Genomic DNA, 20,585 nt, shown 5'->3' on the forward strand with positions numbered 1-20,585 from the left:
CAACCCTTGGGCTACATGGTTTTGCGGGCGGGCTCCCGATGCGGAACATAACAGCACCGGATTGAGTCAACAATAAGATTCAAAGTCAAATCAGCCGCTTAAACAGAATAGCTTATTCTGTTCAGGCCCTGAAGACCTCCCGATGTGACGCCTTTTCCGATGCGCAAACAGGGAGACGATCATGTCGCACGAAGAGTCCACTCGCCGCGAAGTCCAGAACCAGTTCACCCAGAACCCGAACCTCCAGAAGGTCGAGCCGCACCAGGTCGGTGACTACAGGACGGCGGAAATCATCAATTCAGAAATCGAACGCCAGCGCCAGCAACAGCAGGATCGCCGGTAACAGCACACCAGCATGCGCGGGGGCCTTCGCCGGTCCCCGCGCTTTTCTTTTGTCGGGGAGATCATCCATTGAAGATTTTACAAACCACGGCCCGCCTTGGACTGGCGGGCTTTCTTGTCACGGTCGTTGCCGCCTGCTCGGGCGAGCCGGGTGGCAGTGACATGAAACAGGCCATCCGCAACAACCAGATGGTCATGGCCCAGATGCAGATGCTGGCGCAGATGGGCGGGGCCAGCGTGAGCGTCACTGAGATGCTCGACGCTTCAGACGTCGAGAAAGGCCAGTGCGCGACAGCGCAGAACCAGCCGGGCTTTGTCTGCGACTTCCGCGTCAATGCAACGGTCGATGGCCAGCGCCAGATGGGCCAGTGGAGCAAGGCGCGGTTTTTCAACGCCGATGGCTGGCAGATGGAACAGGTACGCTAAGGGGGCACGACCATGAAACTCATTCAATCCGCCGCGCTCGCGGTGATGCTGGGCATGACGCAGACGGCATATGCGCAGGACACACAATGGACCACGGAACTGGAACTGCCTCTGGGCCTGAACGTCCCCGAAGGCATCAGCTTCGATGTTCTCGGTATTGCGCCGGGCATGACCTATGATGTGGTGAAGGCCAAGCTCGAAGAATTGGCTGCCGGACGTGCTCAGGTGCAGGAGACGATCACCACCTTTGCACTCGCGGGTAACGAGTTCCGCAGTGTCGAAATCAGCTTTCCAAGCGAAATGGAGTTGCGGCTCTACACTGAGGACAATGTCGAGGAAATCTATCGGGCATGGTTTTCCGCGCCGTCATCCGGGCATCAGATGCTGCTCCTGTCGCGGAACATCTATTACAAGGTCCCTGACCGGGAACCGCGTATCTCCGAAGTTCTGGCCGCGATGTCCGACAAATATGGCGGCGAGCCGGTGCTCAAGCCCTTCGCCAGTTACGAGTGGACATGGCGGTACGCCGATGGCGCCTATATCCCGCAGGAAACCGGCATGGGCGATTGCTCCGGTATTATCTCGCGCTACGAGGGCCCGGCCAATGCCGCATCGATCAATGATCGTGGCGTTTGCGACCTGCTAGTGACAATCCGGGCCAGCGGCGGCATATCGGACGATCATGCGTCCAATATCGTCATCCATCTTTCTGACTACGAGCGGGCGCGGCAGAACATGGTCACCGATTACGACTTCTTCGACACCTATCTGGATCGCATTCGCGACAACACGGCGGGCGAAGCACCAAAGCTGTAGTTGAGCAAAAAGCTATGAAGGAGGGGCCGCCTATGCGGCCCCTTTACGTTTGAGCCAGTTGACGGCCTCGGCAGCACGCGCTGCGGCGGTGAAGATCGCCTTGTTGTCATCTTTCAGGAGTTGCAGCCAGCTGGCGATGTAGCTGGCATGGTCGGGCCGCACATCCTGCGTGATCCCAAGCTCGGCGCACAGGAATGCCGCCCCGATTTCGGCCACCAGTTCCTCGGCGGCATAGGCACGATCGCCAAAGCGCTTGCCCAGATCGCGGTCCAGCCGGTGTTTAGGACCGGCCCAGTGGATCAGCTCATGGACCAGCACGGCATAGTAGCCTTCGGTGCGGGTCAAGGTTTTCGTGCCGGTGAACAGGTTCTCATCGGGCATCTGGATGATATCGGCACTGGGCTGAAAGAAAGCGCGATCACCGCCATGAGCGATACGGGCACCGGTCGAGCCAACGAAGCGGTCAGCCTGGTCCAGCCGCTCGATGGGACCAAGTGGTTCCGGCGGCTCCGGCAGGACGAAACCATCAACCTGCGCGGCGTTGAACACGGCGGAGGCACGGGCGACACGGCGCCTGCCATCGTCTTCGGCAACGTCGGGATCAGGCTTGCCGTCATATTCGCGGTAGAAGATGACATGGGATGATTTCTCACCTTTGCGTACCTGTGCGCCAAGCTCGGCCCATTGGCGATAGGTGCCCCAGAGCGAATGGGCATAGCCGCGAGCCTCCCCCGCAACCCAGAGACTGATGACATTGACGCCCTGATAGGCATTGCCGGTTTTGGCATTGACCGGCATGTGCAGACCGCCGGACATGCGCCGCCAAGGCAGGGAAAGCTCTCCTGGTCCGGATTCAATGGCGGCAATCAGTTCATTGGTGATGTCGGCATAAAGATCGCGGCGTGGTTTGGTTGGTGTTCTGGTCATGATGTGCTCCTCTTGGCTTCAAGGCCCGCCGGAATTGGCGGTCCCGATGCCGGGGAAGGAGCGACGGGGAATTGAGCGGGTGCGGAACCCGTAAGGGCGGCAGGCGCAGCCTAAAGCCGAGGCCAAAGGCCTTGCAGCGCCCGCGCCACGGCGCGTGACCATCGGCATGATGAGGGACCAGCCAATCGGGCGGGCAAGGGAAAGCTGGAGCACGACAGAACGCCCACCGCACGCACCCGGTCATCCGACAATTACTGCTGAAAAGCCGTAGTCACGGACAGGCTTTCCACCAGACTGCGAGTCGCGCATCCTTGCCCCACAGGAGAAGCAAGGACCGCATGGCCGATCAGAGCAGACAGGGTGAAGACTGGGACGCGAGAGAGCTCGATGCCATCATCTCGGGTCATTCCAGGGGATGAACTGGCGCAACGGAGCGAACTGAATATTGTCGCGCTTCAATGCGGCGCAGGGGCCAAGTGACTGCGGGAAACTCATTTGTAGATGGTTGGCAATCGCTAGTCGGCGGGGAGAGCAGATGCAGCGCAGTGATACAAACTAAACATTGGCTGGAGTGGAATACAACAATCTAAAACTTTTTCTCTTGCTCAATGGTCTGGTTTCCAGTGCCACTACAGCGGCGCCTGCCGTCGCCACATTGAACTCATCATGGATCAAATATTTTTTGGCATGTCGAACGTACTTGCCGGTTCTTCGGTCTCTCTTGGTCCTTTCAACCAAGATAGGGACAGTTTTGTCTATAGCGTCTCTAGTGGCTATCCCGGTGATAATTCTGCCGCGATTCGAAAACCGCTCTGAAACTAACCGATTGAATGATGAAACGCCGTTCTGCTGCACGTTTCCGCTGTCTAGATCATTTCTTAGGCTGTAAATATGATTTGGTAGATTGATATTGTTGGAGCTTAGAAAGTATCTCCAATTTTCAATCGTATTTATACATGAAGAGTATAGATCAATGTCTTTAGTTGAAGATGACAGCGCAAAAACATCGTCTGTGAATTCTATTATTTCTTCAGAAAATTCTTGCGCGCGCCGTGCAATATATACATCCCTGTCCATTTGGGCGCGGGAATCTCTAAATATGACGTCAAAAAGCTGCTCGCTCTTATCCAGCACAGCCTGTTTGGCAGCGACAGGATCGTTGCTAGATTTAGCCGGAAACGCGTATTTTTCTTCTGTGGTCATACAAATTCGTGGACTATTTCATAAAAATCAATTGTATTGATCAGAACCTTATCTGTGTGTAAAATAACACTGTTAAATTGATCATAAAGCGGAATCATGGTCCGGTAAATAGTTAAACTCTCCTTGTGAGTTACGTTTCCGTTTCCGACTTCGATTATTTTGTCCAACCTCTCACAAACAGCGTCGTGTGTCTTTATTGCGTCTCTTTGCGCATTGTAGGTCTCTATCGCTAACTTTGCGCGCTTCTGATTGAAGCACTTCGCGACATCTCTCTCAATTTTTTCTACTTCTGAATTTGAGAAAACGTGCTCACGGACCGGCGCATCCAAAAACACGTTGACATCGCGCCTGAAATTTTCGGCCTTCTGGTCAAATGTTCTCAGTGACTTTAGGAGGTCCGTAATGTGGCCTGTTGAGACACGGCTTTCGGGTGTTGCCAATGCAAACTCATGCATTTGCCTTATGTCTCGAAGCAACAAATGGTAGTGGTTGTGAACGTGTTTCCAGCGAAACGCCGAAACCGTGATCGACTGGAACGATTTCAGCGCGATCAAATTATGGTCGTCGTCGGCGGAAAGCTCTTTTACTTGAAGACCAAGCCCCAGCAGGCTTGCCATGCTCCCCAGCCCACTAAGCAGTTCAAACGGTGTCATTTAGGCAGCCCCCGCGTCGCCTCAATAGCCAATAGAATCTTTACTTGGTTAACTTTTCTTTAATGGACCCGAGCGTCAAGGGAATGCATGGCTTGTCCAAGGCTAAGCGATCTTTGAAGACCTTGCGTCTCGGCATCTCCAAGTTGTTCAAAGAGCAGCGGATTTGGCGTTCTGGCCACCGCTCATCGCGGTGGCCCTTTTGGTGATTGCCTACTGGTCGGCATCATCGCCATGGTCATTGTGGGCCAACACCGTCATCGCCAACATCAGCAACATCATGATGATCATCGTCATCGGCGATGATGGGCGTGGTCAGAAATGGCTCCGGTAGCCAGCCGTTGGCCATTAGTGCCTTGCCCGTCCGCCGCGCCGCCTCGGGCTTCTTGCACTGTGCGACAAGAGCGGCCTGATCATGTTCCCCGGCGTCCCGCAAATAGGCCTGCATCTGGGACTTGGTCAGCCGCTCAAAGAATGTTTCCGGCTCCGGGGTCCAGTGCTTTGCCATGTCGAGTTCGACGGCGGCAGCCAGCTGATTGGCATGGCTTGTGCGGGGTGATCGGTCGCCATTGCCCGATGTGGCGTTGAGGGTCAGTGCGGTCAAAAGCGCCAACAATTCCATCACGGCGTCCTGCTCAAGGGCCTCGCACCATTCCCACAAATACTGCGGGTCTTCGGGAAACTCCACCGTAGCGCGGGTCAGGCGGTCTTCGAGTGTTGCCAATGCCGGGCAGTCGGAAGTCTGGCGGATGGTGCGGGTGAGGTCTTCGCTTGTTGCCCGCAGATCAAGACAGCTCCGCTGCTGATAGTCCTCATAGACAAGGGACAATGCCATGGCATGGAGCAAGGTCTTCATCGCCAGCAGGGGCCGTTCCGAAAGTTCCAGCCGAATGGCGGCGGTTCTTTGCGCTGTCATGTCCCGCACCAGTGCATCGGGCAGAGTAATACCGCCGGTCGGGGCTTCCTTCACCTTCGCCTTGCGTTCAGCCTGCATCGTCTGGGCGTCAATCAATCCCCGATCGATGGACAGGGTGCCATCATAGTCGAGGGTCAGAGTGACTCCGGCGCGGGCCTTGCCCTCAGCGGCATAGATGGGTGTGCCGTCCTCGGCCTCACTCACCGGGTAGACCCGCCCAAAGGAAGTGCCGTACTCGGGCCGCAGTTGGATGGTCACCCATTTCCAGCCCTCGCTCTGGATATGCGCAGCTTCTTCCTCAAGCTTACGCATTGCCAATTGCTCGACCAGAGCGGCATCGGCCAGAACGGGGGGCTGCTCCCCGTCAAACAGATCGCGCAAGACGACACCGCCAGCGTCCTCATAGGCGTCCAGGCCGATATAGCGGGCCATGCGGTGGGTTGCGGGCAGGCCTTCTTCGGTCAGGGCACGGCGGATGGACCGGGCATCGCGGTTCCAATCGGGCAAATTCTCAATCACCCGTTCCTGCGCGGCATGATCGTCCACCAATGCGAACGCCATCATCTGGGAGAGGTCCAGTTCGCCCTTGCGGAATCTGCGCCGCAAGGCAGGCGACACACCGGCCAGTTTCAGCCGCTGCCGCACCAAAGCCGGGGACACGCCGAAACGGCCGGCGATATCAGCATCGGACAGGCCCTGCCGGACCAAGTCCTGAAAGGCGGTGCATTCATCATCGGGGTGCATGGCTTCCCGCGCCATGTTCTCGACCAAGGACAGCTCGGTGGCGTTTTCATCCTCGGCAAGGAGCAGACAGGGCACTGGGGTGTGCTTGTCGATCTTGCCTTCTTTCATCAGTTGTCGAAGCGCCAGAAGCCGCCGTCCGCCTGCGATTACCTCAAAGCGGTTGCCTGTGGTGGCCCGTACATTGAGGTTCTGCCGCAGGCCGTGGGCGGCAATCGAGGCCATCAGCGTCTCGATCGAACTGGCGCGTCCGGTCCGCCTTGCATTGGATTTGGAGTGAACAAGGCGGTTGAGTGGGATGGTGGTCAGAGGGGTATTGGGAAGTGTAGACATGATCTCTCTCCATGAAAATTGAGGGCTAAGGTTCAAAGCGCAGCGCAAACGCGCCGCCTGAACCTCTGCCCGTCGGCGAGACCGGGGGGTGCAAGGCGCAATGGGGAGGGGGATCACCCGGCCTGCACGACCGAGCGGGACCATAGATGTCGGAAGGCAGGGGAAACCCCTTTCGCCGCGCCGGGGGGCAGCGCCCCCAAGGGCGTGGATCCACCGCTAAAGCACGATCTGGTGAAACCCGCAAAGGATGGAAGCCGGATGGCCAAGACCCGCCTGCGGGCCTTGGTTCACGACAGCCTGGTCCCGGTGAGCCGGGAAGCGGCAAAAAGGAAGCTCGGCCAACTTCACTGAACTGAACGACAACTGTCTTGTCGCTTACCACACTGCAAAGCAGTGCCGGGCCTAGCCGGGCTGCCTAAAAAGAGCTGTCAGTAGCGCTGCCAACGACTTAATGTCGATTGCGGTACCAGCGTCAGGATTGTCGTTGGACTTGCCATCTGCCTCTTTCGTCACATCCTCTGTGAATTCAGACAGTAATTCGGATAGAGATTTTCCAGAAGTTTCGGCAGTCAACCCAATAGAGGTGCGGAGTTGGAGAAGATTTAACTCTTGGCGGACCGTTGCTATCTCGCTCTGTACGAGAAACGCCTGCCGGATCAAGTAGCCTGCCAAAAGCTGAAATAAGACCATTGGAGAAATCAGGGCCAATGATTCCAGACCACCAGAGGAATTCTGACCAGCGCTGCGTTCGATAAGCGAACTCAGTGTTGCTGCTGACAGCCCGACCGCAAAAAGGCCAAGCCCAAACAATAGCCGAAACTTTCTAATCAGGGCGGCACGCTCTTCACATAGCCGACCAAAGGTACTCTCGACCATGGATATCCATTTTGGGAATTCTGCATCGGTTTCCTTTGGTTCAGAAAAGAAGCCGTCCTTTGGCGTCCGGAGCGACTTCGGCCATAGGTGGTCAAGCTGAGCGGACATAGCGAACGCGCCGAACAGGAACAATACACCAGCGAGCGTAGGGCAGAGGATAAACAGCGCAAGTGTAACACTGGACAACAGTGTCAGATACTGCCGAGCCGTCACGGTTAGGTCAGACAAGTTGGTGCCGAAGACACGCGACTCTCGGTCGTCACCACTATCGCCATAGAAACCGGGAAGGGTGTCGCCGGGCCTGCCCAGATTACCTCCAGTGCTACCCGAGTAACTCGGATTGCCTCCAGTGCTACCGGGATAACTCGGATTTCCTCCAATGTTTTGGCTAACGGCATCGCCTGAAAGCGGCGCCGGACCTATCATGTCACCTGGACTTGGACCCGGACCCATCGTGCCACCCAGACCTGGAGCCGGAGTCATCGTGCCAGTGTCGTTCTCTCCGCCAGTGTCGCCCGTACCGCCAATATGTCCCTGGCCATCACCATCGAGAATGACGGACTGACCTGCGACCGTGCCACCGATGAATAGACACAAGATCAACGTGACTGATGCTGCAACATTCTTGAGCTTAGGCAAGGAACCGTCCCTTAATTTTAAGGCGAGGCCGTAGCATCAGTTCCTGAGTGGACTATCGCCGATGCTGCTACGCGTTTGGGGATGAAGGCGGCAACATCCGGAGATCGTCTCAGCCAGCCTTGCGGCCCAGGCCGTTATCCTTGGCAAGCTTGGAGCGCGTTGCCGAATAGCTCGGGGCAACCATCGGATAGTCGGCCGGCAAGCCCCATTTTTCACGATATTCCTCGGGCGACAGACTAAAGTGCGTCCGCAGGTGACGCTTGAGCGACTTGAACTTCTTCCCGTCTTCCAGGCAGATGATGTAGTCGTTGGCCACAGACTTGCGGATCGGCACGGCAGGCTTGAGTTCCTCGACAGGCGCGGGAACTTCATTGGCATGCAGGGCGCGCAACGCACCATGGACCTCGGCAATCAGCTTGGGCAGATCGCCGGGGCTGACAGCGTTATGGCTGACATAGGCGGAGACAATCTCCGTGCTGAGCTCGATAAGATCGGACTCGGCAGTTGCGAACGCGCCGGTATCGTCGTTCATTTTTCAACCTTCCGTTCTTTTATTGGGCACAGGGGGCCGCAGGCCTGACAAGCCACACCAGACCGTTCGGCAGCATGGTTCGGACTGGCTGGCGTAGTCTCAACAGGAACACCGATGGAACTATGGCGGCTTTTCGTTCGATGACTAGCTGCTAGCGAAGTTCAATCCAAGTGCACACCACTGAGAATTGTGTTGGCAGGATTGCCTAGTTCAGCAGCTATCGACCGGAAATACCATGTGCTGGTAGGGTTTCCAGGTCGTGCCATCCTGTTGCAGACGCAGCACAATTTGTTCATGTTGGCAGCTATTCTCGTAACGTGTCAGGTAAGTGCCGCTGTAAAAAGTCCCTTCGTGCAATCCCTCAAGCTGCACGCCAGCGTTCGTGTTAACGAGGATGCGCGAATTTGAATCTGGGGGACCAAGTTGAGTTGCGGTGTTTGTGAGGATCGCAGTGTAACTGGGCTCTGGCCATATCAATTTGGCCCTGTCGTCAAGCAGTTCCCATGCTGCACCAAAATTGCCCTCGTCATAAAGCGAAAGATAGGGGCGTGTTTCTTCGACATAATTGGGGTGCGGAGGAGGATCGATGATGCGCCGATTTATCTCCTCGGCGGTGTCTAGAATTGCTGGCTGTGTAAACCAGACTACCAGAAACAGCGCCAAGGCACCTGACGCCTTGGCGAAAGGGAATTCCACATGCAGCATGCCGGGGATGACAGCGCCGACACCCGCGGCTGCCAATGCCAACACAGCGATGACCACTGTCTGTGCTACCGCCGACATCTCGGTGATAAAGATTGACATCAACAAGAGTGCGACCGCCGCGATCGCTCCGAATGCAAATGCCAGCAACACGTTGACGTTGACTGTTCCACTGACCAGTCTCGCTGCACGGGGCATTCGCATTCCTCTTCGTACACCGCAAATATCGTGTTATGGAGTGGTGCAAACTAACACAGGATCTTGGATCATGCCATGAAAATGCTGATTGTTGCAGTTTTCGTTGGTACTTTGTTTTCAGGAACATCGGCATTCGCGCAATCATTCGGCAATATTCCTGACTCCGTGTCTTGTCGGGCGCCGAACGCGTATTCGGGTCTTGTCGTTCCAGTGGTCCAGACTCAAGGGCCGTCACAGCATTGGGCCCATGCCACATATTTTCCCGATGGGACGCCAGTCATCGTTTACGGGCCGGCATATTTCGGCATTCCCAGGTATATGCGACGCTTCACATCGGCGCATGAGTGCGGGCATCTGGCGATACCGACCCGGAACGAATATGAGGCCAACTGCTTTGCGTTGATGAATCTGTCCCTGTCCCGCTCAGACGTTGCTGCAATTGGCGACTACCACGCAGCGCTTGGTCCGTTGCCGTTCCAGTACGGTGGCAGCGGCTTAGCATTTTGGGCTGGAACACAGAGCCTCTGTCCGCACGTGTTCTCTTAGGGGAACTTTGTGCGGCGCGCTGAGCTCATGCTGGCACCCCTTCGACTATGCCGAAGCGAGTTCCTCTGCGCGAAACGCCAAGGACGGCCTGTATTTGTCGCCGCAGACCACCTTCAGGATGTCATTGAGCGTGGTGAGGTCACTGCCGAAGCCACCATGACTCCTGGCATCTGTCCGCCTTATGTCCTTTCCGGACGTGTGCAGAATGTCCTGGTGCTTATGCTTGGGGATCTTGGTCGCATGGATTTCCATGCCGAGCAACGGAGTGGTGGGGGCCTCTTCAAATGCGTGGGACACAAGGTAAAGCAGGGATTTGCTGTAGGGGCCCACGGCATCGGCGCATTCCCGCTCCTCGGAGAGATTGTAGACTGTCAAATGCTTGAGGTCGCCGCCATCGAGTGATGGGCGGAAATGTGCCTCATATTGAGCGACCGTGCAGGCCGCACCAAGCACGAAACAGTTGTCGATGCTGCTCGAGGCCGGGGCCAGCTTTTGCCAGGCAGCAACGAACTCGCCAACGAAGTTTGACCCCGCGCTATGACCCACCAGATGAATTTTGAGTGGCCGGGCAAGACCGTCATTGACGGACAGGATGGACCGAACCGCAGCGGCACTTTGCGCGCCGCTGGCAAAAGACCGTTGCGCGTCAGCCTTCATTTCCCGCCAGAGGGCCCGCCCGATGCCTCCCGAAAGTTTCTCGATAAGAAAGTCCATCGCCTCTTCGAAGCCGGTGATCCTACCTCCCCGGGATTCGGCCTTGCGGAAGAGAATGTCGCTGATTTCCTCAAGAAGGCCGGTTTCCCAGATGAAGTGCATGGGGTAGATGCCATTGCGCTTGAAGCCTTCGCGCATCGCCGCAGTCTTTCGCGCGGCGGCATTAGCGTCGGTGACGCCACCATGGGCATAAAACAGGATGTGATCGTACTTGCGCTCGTCGCCTTCGGCACCTTGACGCAGCAGTTTGGCTGTCTCTTGGAGGCTGGCCATGGGGGTGCCGTATTGCCCGGTTTCCACGAGGTGGCCGTCGTCGATGTGAATGATGTGTCCAATAACATCCTGACGCCGCGGTGTGTGCTTCTTGTCCTCGGGTCGTTCCATGCCGGCAGCTCGGGCGACCCGATGGGTGAGCTCAAAGGCATTCGGTGTTGGAACCGCCAGGCGCATGACCCAGGCATCAACGACGGTCTCGGCCCAGTCATGATAGCTCCAGTGCGCCAGGCCCGCTTGCTCCAGAAAGCCGCCCCAGGCGGGCCCCCATGAGTTTTGAATGATGAACCCTTCGGCATCATAGCCTACGATAGTGAAGGCATGGCCACCCTGTGTGCGGGTAGAGGGCTGAATGTGTCCACGTTTGGGATTTGCCCAGCCGCTGTGAACATTTGCGGAGACGACAATGGCACCGGCCTGCTGGAGGGCCGCGTGATAATCCACCAGAACGGGGCGAAGCCGATAATAGGATCCCAGGATGATCTGGCGGGCCTGCTTGGCCTGCGCCACCGAAAGGACCCAATTGCTGTCGCCGGAGAGGTATGGGGCGTCTTGCTCCCGGCAAACGCCGTTGTGGAAGAAGCCCTTGATCGCCCCGCGGACACTTGAGCCTTCATATCCCTGGCCTTCCCACTCGTCGTGGAGTTTGGCCATTTCGTAGATCATGCGGGGACTCGCGCCATCCGCCGCGAGCAGGGCGCCCTGGCGTTGGCGGAGCAGGTTGAGGGCAGCCGCTGTGGCGAAGCCCGTGCAGGCGCCCTCCGCCCCCTGGTCCAGAATGACCAGTTCCGGCGGCGCTGCGAGGTCGGCCGCCAGCTCGATAAGAGGAGGCTCAAAGAAGCGGTCCCGTATGTCGGGAAAATCTCGGATCGCGGTCAATTTCCGCGTTGTGCCGACGCTCTCAATCGTTTCGTCGTCCTGCATTGTCCCCTCCCATGCAGATTACGATGCTACGAAAACATCGATTAGAGCAATTCGCAATAGTTTACGGCATTGGAAGCCATACAACTTAGATTCTCTGAGTAAATTCCTGCCTTTATCTGTCGTCCAGGATATGCGCCAGATTTTTGGTGAGCCGCAATCGGCATTCTGGATTGAGGCGGCTGAGGTTAAACTGCTTCCATCTGACGGCAGGTAGGTGTTCGACACCTTTCAGGCCAAGTAAGGCCCAGCCAGGCTTGTCTGCCTTGAACACAACAGAAATGCCTTCTGCTCGGTGGTGATCGCGCGTTGACGGTTGCGATTAGTTCTTCGCGGGTGTCGATCGAGTCGATCAGGCTGATCTCTGTCTGGGTCATCGGCTGATACTCCAGCTCGTAGAGCCCCACGATATCCTTGCTGCTCGTGAAAGTGGCGCCCGCACCAAATGTCCAATATAATGCCAAGCGATGTCAGAGCTTTATATTGAGCGAGTCGTTCGCGTCGGCGACGAGGAAATAACGGAGAACGAGTTACTTCGTCGCTCCAGGCTAATTGTTGTTCTTGCCGAGCCCGGTGCCGGCAAGACGGATTTGCTCGTTCACTTGGCGGGAATGCTTGGCACGGAAAGCGTCCGGGCAACGCGGTTCAGGTCCCCATTCCATACGCCTCTTGCGGGACCAGTTGTCGTTGATGCCATGGACGAAGTCGCGAGGGTCGGTGAGACCGCCCTCAACGACATTGTCATGAAGGCAAGCGGTCAGTTTTCAGGCACTGCAATTTTCGCCAGCCGATCCGGTGAATGGGAAACTGCGCGCACAAAGTTCGTTGAGGAGTGTTTTGGGCAAGAGGCGACCGTCGTCCATCTAAAGGCCTTCAACTGGGCGGAACAGAAATGCCTCTTCAATGACCGGTTTCCGGGAGAGGATTTTGAGGCCTTCGCGATGGCGGCCGACCGGTTTGATCTGACACCGCTATTGGGGAACCCGGAGTTTCTTCAACTCTTTGGCCTCGCTTATCTTGAGAACGATCGAAAATTCACGAGCAAGTCGCAAATCTACGCCGACGCCGCCAAACGGCTGGCGCACGAATCCAACGATGGCCGCATGGCCCGCGATCGACCGGACTCAGCCCTGATTGTGAAGCAGTGCGGCACCGTCTTTGCTCGCTTGCTTCTATCCGGAGCGTCGGGAGTTTCGCGCAAAGAGAAACTTGGCGACCGCGACTATCCCTATGTGGGTGTGATCGGGGCCGAGGTCGCCACGGGGATCGACCACTTGCTCGATTCCAAGCTGTTTAAGCCGGCGAGCGATGCCAATCAGCACGAGCCCGTCCACAGGATCGTGGCAGAGTATCTGGCGGCTCGGTATCTTGTGGACCGCATAGGCGATGCCGGCGACCGCCTGTCCCTGAAACGATGCCTGGCCGTTATCGCCCCGAACCGCGTGGTCCGCGACGAGTTGCGCGGTCTGCTTGGCTGGATGGCGGCCCTTGGCAACGACCAACTCCAGAAGGCGGCCATCGCTTTGGACCCATATGCGGTTCTGGCGAACGGCGATCCGGCGCAGCTATCCACATCCAACAAGATAATGCTGATTGAGCGTCTGCAGGATCTTGCCGGTACCGATCCTTATTTTCGCCGAGCGGATGCATGGCGCTCATTTAACGTCGGGCAATTTTTCTCCGAAGAGACCGTTGACGCTGTTCGGCCTATTTTGGCATCGCGCAGCCAGACGCACCTGCGGGGCCTAGTTCTGGACCTAATCAAGGGGACGCCGGCCGTAGCGATGCTGAGTGACGACCTGGAAACGTTGGCGTTCGACGCAAGCGCCGACGACTATGAGCGCGTTGCCGCATTTGATCTCGTGCTCGAACAGGAAAACTATGACGGGCGGGCGGCCTTTGATGGGTTGCTATCAGAAAGCAGCGCGATTTCCCTGCGGCTGTTGGGCGATCTAATACTGGCCCGCGGCTTCGAAGCATTTGGCTTCGAGAAGATCACCTCTTTCTTGCGCCGACTTGCCACGCTTTATCCGGATCGCCGCGGACGTGCCCGGAACGACGGCATGACACGCTATTTCATCAAGAGGTTCTTGAAGGAGTTTCCGGCTGACGGCGTGGCCAACTATATCGACAAACTAACCACGGATATTCACTGCACCTGCGAGGCCAAGGACTACGCCTGCGAGTGCCGCAACGGGATTAGCAAAATTGTAGGAGGGTTGCTCGATCGATACTTCGAAACCGCACCAGGCCCCCACGATCCAGAGCGTCTTTGGCGCTGGCTGCGCGATCTCCGATATTCGCGCCCGATGACCTCTGACGACAGCCGCGCAGTCAGCGCATTGCGGTCAGACAATCATCTTCGGCAGGCGGTTCAACGGGCGGCGTTTTCCGGAACCTCAACGATTGAACAGTGCAACGAGGTCGAGCATCGGTTCTATGTAGGCAAGACGCATGCCGGCATCATTTTTCACATCGATGATGTTGCAGTCATGGTGGAGCACGCCGTCGATACGGACAACCACGCGCTATGGGAATCCATGTGGCGCAATCATCACCCGGACCGACAGCCAAAGGGACCTGACTCGTTGCGGGCGCGTATGCGCGAACAGGCGCGAGCGGACACATCGCTCTTGAAGATCTGGGCGAGGCGCGATCACGCTGCCAAGGAATGGTGGCGCAAGCATCGGACCGACTGGTCAACGAGAAACAAGCGGTGGGCACAACGGGAAGCCGAGGCCAGAGCCAGAACATTCGATCATCTTCGTGAAAATCGGTCTCGGATCGAGGCTGGCGAAGACTGGTGGTGGCTTCAAACCTTTGCCCGGTGCTTGATCTTGGAGCCCGACAAATTCGGGGAAGTCGTCGATACCGTCGAAACGGCATACAAGGCGCTTCGCAACTGTTTCTCGTTCGTTGCACCGCACATTCCAACCCTCAACCAACTCGGTGTTCGAGAAGGGACGGCAACGGCCGTAGCGATGGTGCTCCATGCCGCCTGTCTACTTCGATTCCGCGAGACGGGTAGCCTTGAGGGCATTGATGTGAATGTCCTCAAGGCGGTCAAAACGGAGGCGAGCCATTCCTCGGGTGTGCCGGACGATGAGGCAGATGCGTTTGACGCGGAACTCGATCGCATCCTTTTCGCAGACAAGGCAGAAATTGAGCTGTTCGTGAGGCAGTATATCGAGCCGTCATTGTCCGGCGCGCCTGAAGCTTATACGGAAGTCGGGCGTCTCAGACACAAGCCACTTTTCCAGCACTTGCAGCAAACCCTGCCGCTGGAATGGCTCCAACGATTCCCGGACATGCCCATTCAGGCCGAGACCTCACTGTTCGAGATGGCGTCGCAGCATTCACCCCGCGAAGCGATACAGCAAATCGTGGCAGACCGGTGTGCGCGTTACCCGGTCGATCCCACCGATAGCACGGATACCAGCGGCCTAAGTCGACGCAATTACTGGCTATTGAACGCCTTCTTTTTCTGTGACGACAAGAACCTGTGGGAGGCCTTTCGGGCGAAGGAAGACTCCGTGCTCTCCATAGCGTCACATATCGAACGATTCACCGGCGGAAACGACGATATTGTTCCGGCGATATCTGCGGACAAAATTTACGACATACTGGATGGGTTCGTCGATATTTGGCCGGCTGTGGAGCTGCCCGGCAGCCACGGTTCCAGTTCCCCGAAAGGTGAAAGGGCCTACCGCTTCCTGCGGGAGATACCGTGGCGGATCAATAGGGATACTCCTGATAAGTCCCTGCCGGTTCTGGACCGCCTGATCGGCGATGCTCGCTTCGAAGGCTTCAGGAGTGACTTGCTCGCGATCCGGTCGAGTGCTGTTCGCAAACTGGCGCTTCAGGATTTCCGCGCTCCCATGCCCGAGGAGATTTCTGCGCTGCTCGAGCAACGGGCGATTGCCAGCGTTGAGGACATGCGCGCGCTGATGACCGAGGCCCTTGTCAGCGTGGAAGCAATCATTCGCCATTCGGAGACCGACACGCTTGATACATTTTACCCTGGCGGAAAGCGTGTAGACGAAAACACGGCGCGCAATCGCATCGTCGAGCATTTGCGGGCGTACATGACCGCGCACGGTTTGTCGGTCCAGATAGAGCACCACATGTCGGGTGGCAACAGGTGCGATATCACGGCCTCCGCGATGGTCGGCGGCGGGCGTAAACTGTTGACCATCGAAGTAAAGGGCCAGTGGCATGCGGAGTTGTTCACCGCCGCATCTGCGCAACTTCACGAGCGCTATTCGAGCAATCCGGACGCGGAGCAACAGGGCATCTACCTGGTGCTGTGGTTCGGTCCACACGAAAAAGTGGCGGGACTAAAAAACAACGCGTACGCCACCCCTGAACAGCTCTGTGACGCCATTGTCGCGGCAATTCCGGCTGAACTTCAGGCACGTATCGACGTTCAGTTGATCGATGTAAGCAGGGATACCGCAAGTAGCGCCCAAGGTGTGAAGCCCCCCCCAAACCATCGGCGCCAAAATTCTATCCAAGAAGATGCCAACAAGTTTGCCTAACATCGTGTCCACAAACCGGCATCCGCGGCCCTATCTGGCGAGGTATTCAGAAAGGGCTTGTGCCCAAAGGAGCCGCAAATCCAGCATCAGATACGCACATATCCCCAAGACAACGACCAGGGCGACGATCGAGAACTTTCCTTCGGCACTGATCTCGAAGCCACCAAGTAGTGAAACTTGGAGCTTGTCGAGGCCTTGCTGTTTTTGCGGCGGCCGCCGCCTCGCAACGGTCATTCGAAGTCATCGGTTTCGGAGGCGGCGCGTTTGATGGACATCTCTGCATCGCGCCGTATGTCATCGTAAAGCTGATAGGCAGGAGAGAAGGGGTCGAGCGACTGAATCAGTGCGGCTGCCTGCTCCTGCATTGAAATGTCTTGAGGAAAGGGTTCGCCCGGCGTCCCACTGCGCATGCCGGAAATCGCAGAGCAGTAAAGTTCGGTCGATACGGTTCGCCGCAGCTCGGGATCGAACTGCTGCGCGCGATCGAGCAATGCGATGACGAATGGGACTTGGGCAAACACAAAATCTGGCTGAGCTTCCCGAAGAATGGTACCGATCATCAACACGTCTTCCGGCGTGGCCGCGCCCAACCAGTCTCCAAAGAAACTGACCATTTCATTGTCATAGGGCGCGAACATTGCCTCGAAGAGGTTTCGCGCATAGTAGGTGAACATCCCCTTACGCTTGGCATGCTTGCGCATCCATTCGATAACTTCGCGCATGATCGAAGCACCGGCCATTGCACGCCGAAAGCGAAGGCGCTCATGCACCCAGGGACCGTAATTTACCGGCCGTATGCGACCATCACGATCGTCAGTCGAGGCTGCTTCCACCCTGCGCATGAAAAAGTGGGCGCACTCCTGCGGGTAAATCTCGGAAATAGTCGCGAGCAGCTTGTCCAGCCAGTATCCATCCAGCTCGGGTAGCGGTTCCAGTTTGCTCAACAGGCTGACCACGTCATCCCGAGTTAGCGACGACGTCTTTAATCCCTCTCCGAACTCGAACAATCCGCCGATCTCATCCGCTATTGCTGCTGTCGGGATGTTGACTGCCCGGATGAGATCGAGCGCGATTTCGACATTCCAGTCGGCAATGCGTCGGACCGCGCGCAGCGCAGAGGTCACGACGTAAGCATCGCTCGACTGCACGAGGCTGGAGATGGCATCACGGTCAACGCCACTGAACCAGTCAGCCGCATAGCGCTGCCCCTCGTAGGCATGGCCAATAAGTCCGAGCAGTTCAGAGCGGCCGCTTTCCATCCATTTGGCGATGGTGGCCCTGCCGGCCTCGCGATCATCGCGAAATATTCGCCCAAGCGCATAACCCGCAAATCGGTTCAACTTGGCGCCTGGCTGACGGTACGCCTGATCCACGACCGCTTTGGCAAAATCGACGGACTGCTCGATCAGGCGACCACTGAGAACCTCCGACGACATTCTCTGGTTGGACCGGCTGGCCTCCACCCGCCTCACGCGCCGCTCGAGTTCGGCCACCATGGAAGCGCCGTCCTTATACTCGGCGATAAAGTCGGCCAACAAATCGTCCAGAAACTTTGCCCACCGTTCCGCGTGACCATCCGCTCCTGCCAGGCGATCATCATGCCCGTACCCGTCCAGCAAAACCCGATCCAGGCGGGCATCCAGTGACGAAGACAGCTGCTTTAGCACTTTGCGCGCAAGCTTTTTAACGTCTGGAGAGCCGTGCACCGATGGCCAGCGAACAGCCGTTTGTATCTCGGTTTGCACCAACGGATCGACGTCACGTGTGGCGAGGATTTCGGCCACCTTGGATAAGGTGCGCACGTAGTCTGGATCCCAGGAGCGCAGTGTCGCATCGCTAGCCGCGACGTTAAGACCACCCATGGGGCGCCGCAAAGCGGTTGCCAGACTTTGCGCCGAACGGACCGCTCTGCGCAGGTTTGTGTGGCTTAGCCCGTCCATCAACAAATCTATGTACCGATGACGAACCGGCTGGACCCAGTCGAAATTGACAAAGAACTGGCTCATTGAAATCGAAAAATTGTCGTAGGTACTCGTATGTCCCTCGGTGGCAAGAAGGTCATCCGCGACATCGAGCGGTGTGTAAGCTCCGGTCCACGAGGTCTCCGCATCCATGATGCTGCAAACGAAGTCCAGGATCGTGGCTAGTACTTCGAACGGCTTGCCGGGCTCAGGTGCTGCCATTTCTTTCAGAATTCGAATGGCGTGCGACGGATGCGGGTTCGTCTCTCTCGCGTCCTGCCGTCCCAGCGCCCAGAGGACCCTAAGGGCGCGCTTCTGCTGATCCGCAGTATAGGCGGCGTACTTTGCAATGTCGGGAAGCTGGTCTAAAAACTTGCTGTCCCGGATAAGGCGCTCAGCGAAATCCAGGGCACGTTTGGGCTGATAATAAGCAACCGCTTGCACCGCTTTGATGTGGGGGTCCGAGTACTGGCGTTCGGGTTTAAGCTTCGACCAGATACTGTCCAGGAGTTCGGATTGGCCGGGTTTGCCGCCCGTCCGCCGCCAGTCCACCCGACCAAGATTGACGAGCAGGTTCTCAATGTACGCTTCCGGGATGTGCTCGAAATAGCGTTCGATATGCCCGTTGGATTGGCCGTCCTTCGTTTCGAACCGGGACTCTAGCAGGTAGTCGCCCAAAACGTCTGGCGCCAGCCGGTGCAAGCCGCCGCGCTTGAACAGAACGCCCGCATCGATAAGCAGCCGGATGATCCGTTGCGCCTCCATAACCGTTACGCCATCAACGGTCTCGAACGCTGACAGAAGATTTTTGTCGTCGATCCGGAATGGCTGGATCAATGCAAAAAATCCGAGTGCCAGCTGCACGTTTCGGGGGGCTTCACTTTCCGAAAGCTTACCGCTGATGACTTCTTCGAACCGGCCCAGCACGGTAGTTTTGAACGCATCATCCTGAGTAAGAAATGCGGGGGCGATGTTCTTTTTGGCCACGATCTGAGCAGCCAAAACTGTATCGAGCGCACAATCGCGCGTTTGCCGAGCAATGATGACGGCGAGTTCTTTCTTCGCTCCGTGGTCTTCCAGGACCTGTTCTGCGAGGTCTCCCGCTTCTTCCAAAGAAAGCGATGGGACGTCGAATTGGGCAAACAGGTCATCTGCGAACGAATACCCGCTCGCCTGAGCCTTGACGCGTGGGGCACCATAACTGCGTGTCGAAATCAGCAGGCCTATGCGTGGGCGATTGGCAGCAGCGTATGCAAACAGGACCGGAAGATCGTTGCGGTCGTGGGCATCGTCCACGACGAGCAGAGTTTTACCCTGCGCTAGCTCATCCAAAGACGCCTTTGTTATTTCGGCCGTGGCGCTTGCAATGCGAATGAGCGTGGCTGGATGGGCAGACGCATACTGCCGCAGGATCTCTTTAACGAGACGGGATTTGCCGCCGCCAGCAGGGCCGGAAACAACGACCACGCCAATGTCATCAACTTCCAGCTTTGTACGAATTTGCTCTGCGATATCGCTGCGGCCAACCAGTTCCCACGCATGGGTGAACAGTCCCCGTTTCGCGCCTCCAGGAGCTTCGTCGAAAGGCGCGAAAAACTCACTGGTGGTTTCCCACACCGCGCCAGCATCTGAGCCGAGGAGCGCAAACTCCTGCCCACGGAAATAGCTGCGAACGAGCCGCTTTCTATCGTCCACAGAAAGCTGGCGAAACTTGCGGGATACATCGTCCCGATCCCACAGTTCCCACTTTGGGTGTGTAGCAATGGCACCGCGTGCCTGAGGACTGGCGGTACGGCTGAGAAGTAGAACCTTTTTGTCCGACTCCACCGTGTCTTTCTCAATGGCGCGGATCACGTCCTTAGGCCCAAATTCGCGCACCTGCTTGCACTGGACGGTAAGAAGGGTGCCATCGGCGTGTGTGACGCTCAGGTCGATGCCGTCCTGTGTGTGACCAGGCCCTCCAGCACGATTTACGATCGCCCCGGGGTAAAGGACGGAAAGTAGGTCACCGGCGAAGCGCTCGAAGCTTTCAGGCAATAGCCCGTCCAACCCAAGCGGTACATCAATCGGCAGCAATGCACCCGTAACGGCATAGCCTGCCGCAGCAGACACGTCTTCAGGGTCTTTCTTGAGAATAGCCGCAAGGGCCTCAATTTGGTTGAGCCTCGGCCGTGACGTCCCGGCTTCCCACCGGCTGACCGTTTGCTGCGACACACCAACGAGCTTCGCCAGATCCGCCTGCTGGGCAATGCGCTCTGCTCGTCGGCCTTCGACGATGAGACTTGCAAGGAGGGGATAATTGGCCATACGCGTTTCCTGAGTACGATGTTT

General features: G+C 57.2%; 15 protein-coding genes. 5 read left to right on the plus strand and 10 right to left on the minus strand.

The features are described from left to right. Nucleotides 1–181 precede the first annotated feature (181 nt). The 3 genes from ACXYMS_RS09945 to ACXYMS_RS09955 all read left to right on the plus strand — a co-directional run bounded on the left by ACXYMS_RS09945 (nucleotide 182) and on the right by ACXYMS_RS09955 (nucleotide 1,584). Nucleotides 182–343, plus strand: coding sequence for a hypothetical protein (locus tag ACXYMS_RS09945; RefSeq protein WP_458905865.1), 162 nt, complete (start codon nucleotides 182–184; stop codon nucleotides 341–343). Between the two features lie 68 nt (nucleotides 344–411). Then, a complete protein-coding gene (locus ACXYMS_RS09950) occupies nucleotides 412–768 on the plus strand; it encodes a hypothetical protein (RefSeq protein WP_458905866.1) in 357 nt (118 codons plus the stop codon). A gap of 12 nt (nucleotides 769–780) precedes the next feature. Then, a complete protein-coding gene (locus ACXYMS_RS09955) occupies nucleotides 781–1,584 on the plus strand; it encodes a hypothetical protein (RefSeq protein ID WP_458905867.1) in 804 nt (267 codons plus the stop codon). A 30-nt stretch (nucleotides 1,585–1,614) separates the two neighbouring features. On the opposite strand, the gene ACXYMS_RS09960 is transcribed toward ACXYMS_RS09955, so the two are convergent. The 7 genes from ACXYMS_RS09960 to ACXYMS_RS09990 form a co-directional block, all read right to left on the minus strand. Beyond that, entirely contained in the window at nucleotides 1,615–2,511 is an 897-nt protein-coding gene (locus ACXYMS_RS09960) for an ArdC family protein (RefSeq protein WP_458905868.1), read from the minus strand. A 555-nt stretch (nucleotides 2,512–3,066) separates the two neighbouring features. Then, nucleotides 3,067–3,714 (minus strand): small ribosomal subunit protein uS17, encoded by a 648-nt coding sequence (locus ACXYMS_RS09965; protein ID WP_458905870.1) that lies wholly within the window; start codon nucleotides 3,712–3,714, stop codon nucleotides 3,067–3,069. Continuing rightward, complete coding sequence (locus tag ACXYMS_RS09970; RefSeq protein ID WP_458905872.1) at nucleotides 3,711–4,367, minus strand: hypothetical protein; 657 nt, start codon at nucleotides 4,365–4,367, stop codon at nucleotides 3,711–3,713. Before ACXYMS_RS09970 ends, ACXYMS_RS09965 begins: the two co-directional genes overlap by 4 nt. 235 nt (nucleotides 4,368–4,602) lie before the next feature. Further along, nucleotides 4,603–6,354, minus strand: coding sequence for a ParB/RepB/Spo0J family partition protein (locus ACXYMS_RS09975; RefSeq protein WP_458905873.1), 1,752 nt, complete (start codon nucleotides 6,352–6,354; stop codon nucleotides 4,603–4,605). Nucleotides 6,355–6,756: 402 nt separating this feature from the next. Beyond that, nucleotides 6,757–7,869 (minus strand): hypothetical protein, encoded by a 1,113-nt coding sequence (locus ACXYMS_RS09980; RefSeq protein WP_458905874.1) that lies wholly within the window; start codon nucleotides 7,867–7,869, stop codon nucleotides 6,757–6,759. Nucleotides 7,870–7,978: 109 nt separating this feature from the next. Continuing rightward, nucleotides 7,979–8,401, minus strand: a complete 423-nt coding sequence (locus ACXYMS_RS09985; RefSeq protein ID WP_458905876.1) for a Ros/MucR family transcriptional regulator — start codon at nucleotides 8,399–8,401, stop codon at nucleotides 7,979–7,981. 210 nt (nucleotides 8,402–8,611) lie between these two features. Next, nucleotides 8,612–9,301 (minus strand): DUF4019 domain-containing protein, encoded by a 690-nt coding sequence (locus tag ACXYMS_RS09990; protein ID WP_458905877.1) that lies wholly within the window; start codon nucleotides 9,299–9,301, stop codon nucleotides 8,612–8,614. A gap of 75 nt (nucleotides 9,302–9,376) precedes the next feature. Here ACXYMS_RS09990 and ACXYMS_RS09995 point away from each other — a divergent pair, with 75 nt between their 5' ends. Next, nucleotides 9,377–9,847, plus strand: a complete 471-nt coding sequence (locus ACXYMS_RS09995; protein WP_458905879.1) for an ImmA/IrrE family metallo-endopeptidase — start codon at nucleotides 9,377–9,379, stop codon at nucleotides 9,845–9,847. Between the two features lie 45 nt (nucleotides 9,848–9,892). Here the strand turns inward: ACXYMS_RS09995 and ACXYMS_RS10000 are convergent, their stop codons facing one another. Next, nucleotides 9,893–11,758, minus strand: coding sequence for a C1 family peptidase (locus ACXYMS_RS10000; protein ID WP_458905880.1), 1,866 nt, complete (start codon nucleotides 11,756–11,758; stop codon nucleotides 9,893–9,895). A gap of 464 nt (nucleotides 11,759–12,222) precedes the next feature. Here ACXYMS_RS10000 and ACXYMS_RS10005 point away from each other — a divergent pair, with 464 nt between their 5' ends. After that, entirely contained in the window at nucleotides 12,223–16,293 is a 4,071-nt protein-coding gene (locus ACXYMS_RS10005; protein WP_458905882.1) for an NACHT domain-containing protein, read from the plus strand. Nucleotides 16,294–16,323: 30 nt separating this feature from the next. On the opposite strand, the gene ACXYMS_RS10010 is transcribed toward ACXYMS_RS10005, so the two are convergent. Then, the gene (locus ACXYMS_RS10010; RefSeq protein WP_458905884.1) at nucleotides 16,324–16,527 is read right to left on the minus strand and encodes a hypothetical protein; all 204 of its coding nucleotides are present in this window, start codon (nucleotides 16,525–16,527) and stop codon (nucleotides 16,324–16,326) included. Beyond that, nucleotides 16,524–20,561, minus strand: coding sequence for a helix-turn-helix domain-containing protein (locus ACXYMS_RS10015; protein ID WP_458905886.1), 4,038 nt, complete (start codon nucleotides 20,559–20,561; stop codon nucleotides 16,524–16,526). Before ACXYMS_RS10015 ends, ACXYMS_RS10010 begins: the two co-directional genes overlap by 4 nt. Nucleotides 20,562–20,585: the final 24 nt, after the last annotated feature.

It is taken from the genome of Devosia sp. CAU 1758 (genome assembly GCF_054482695.1).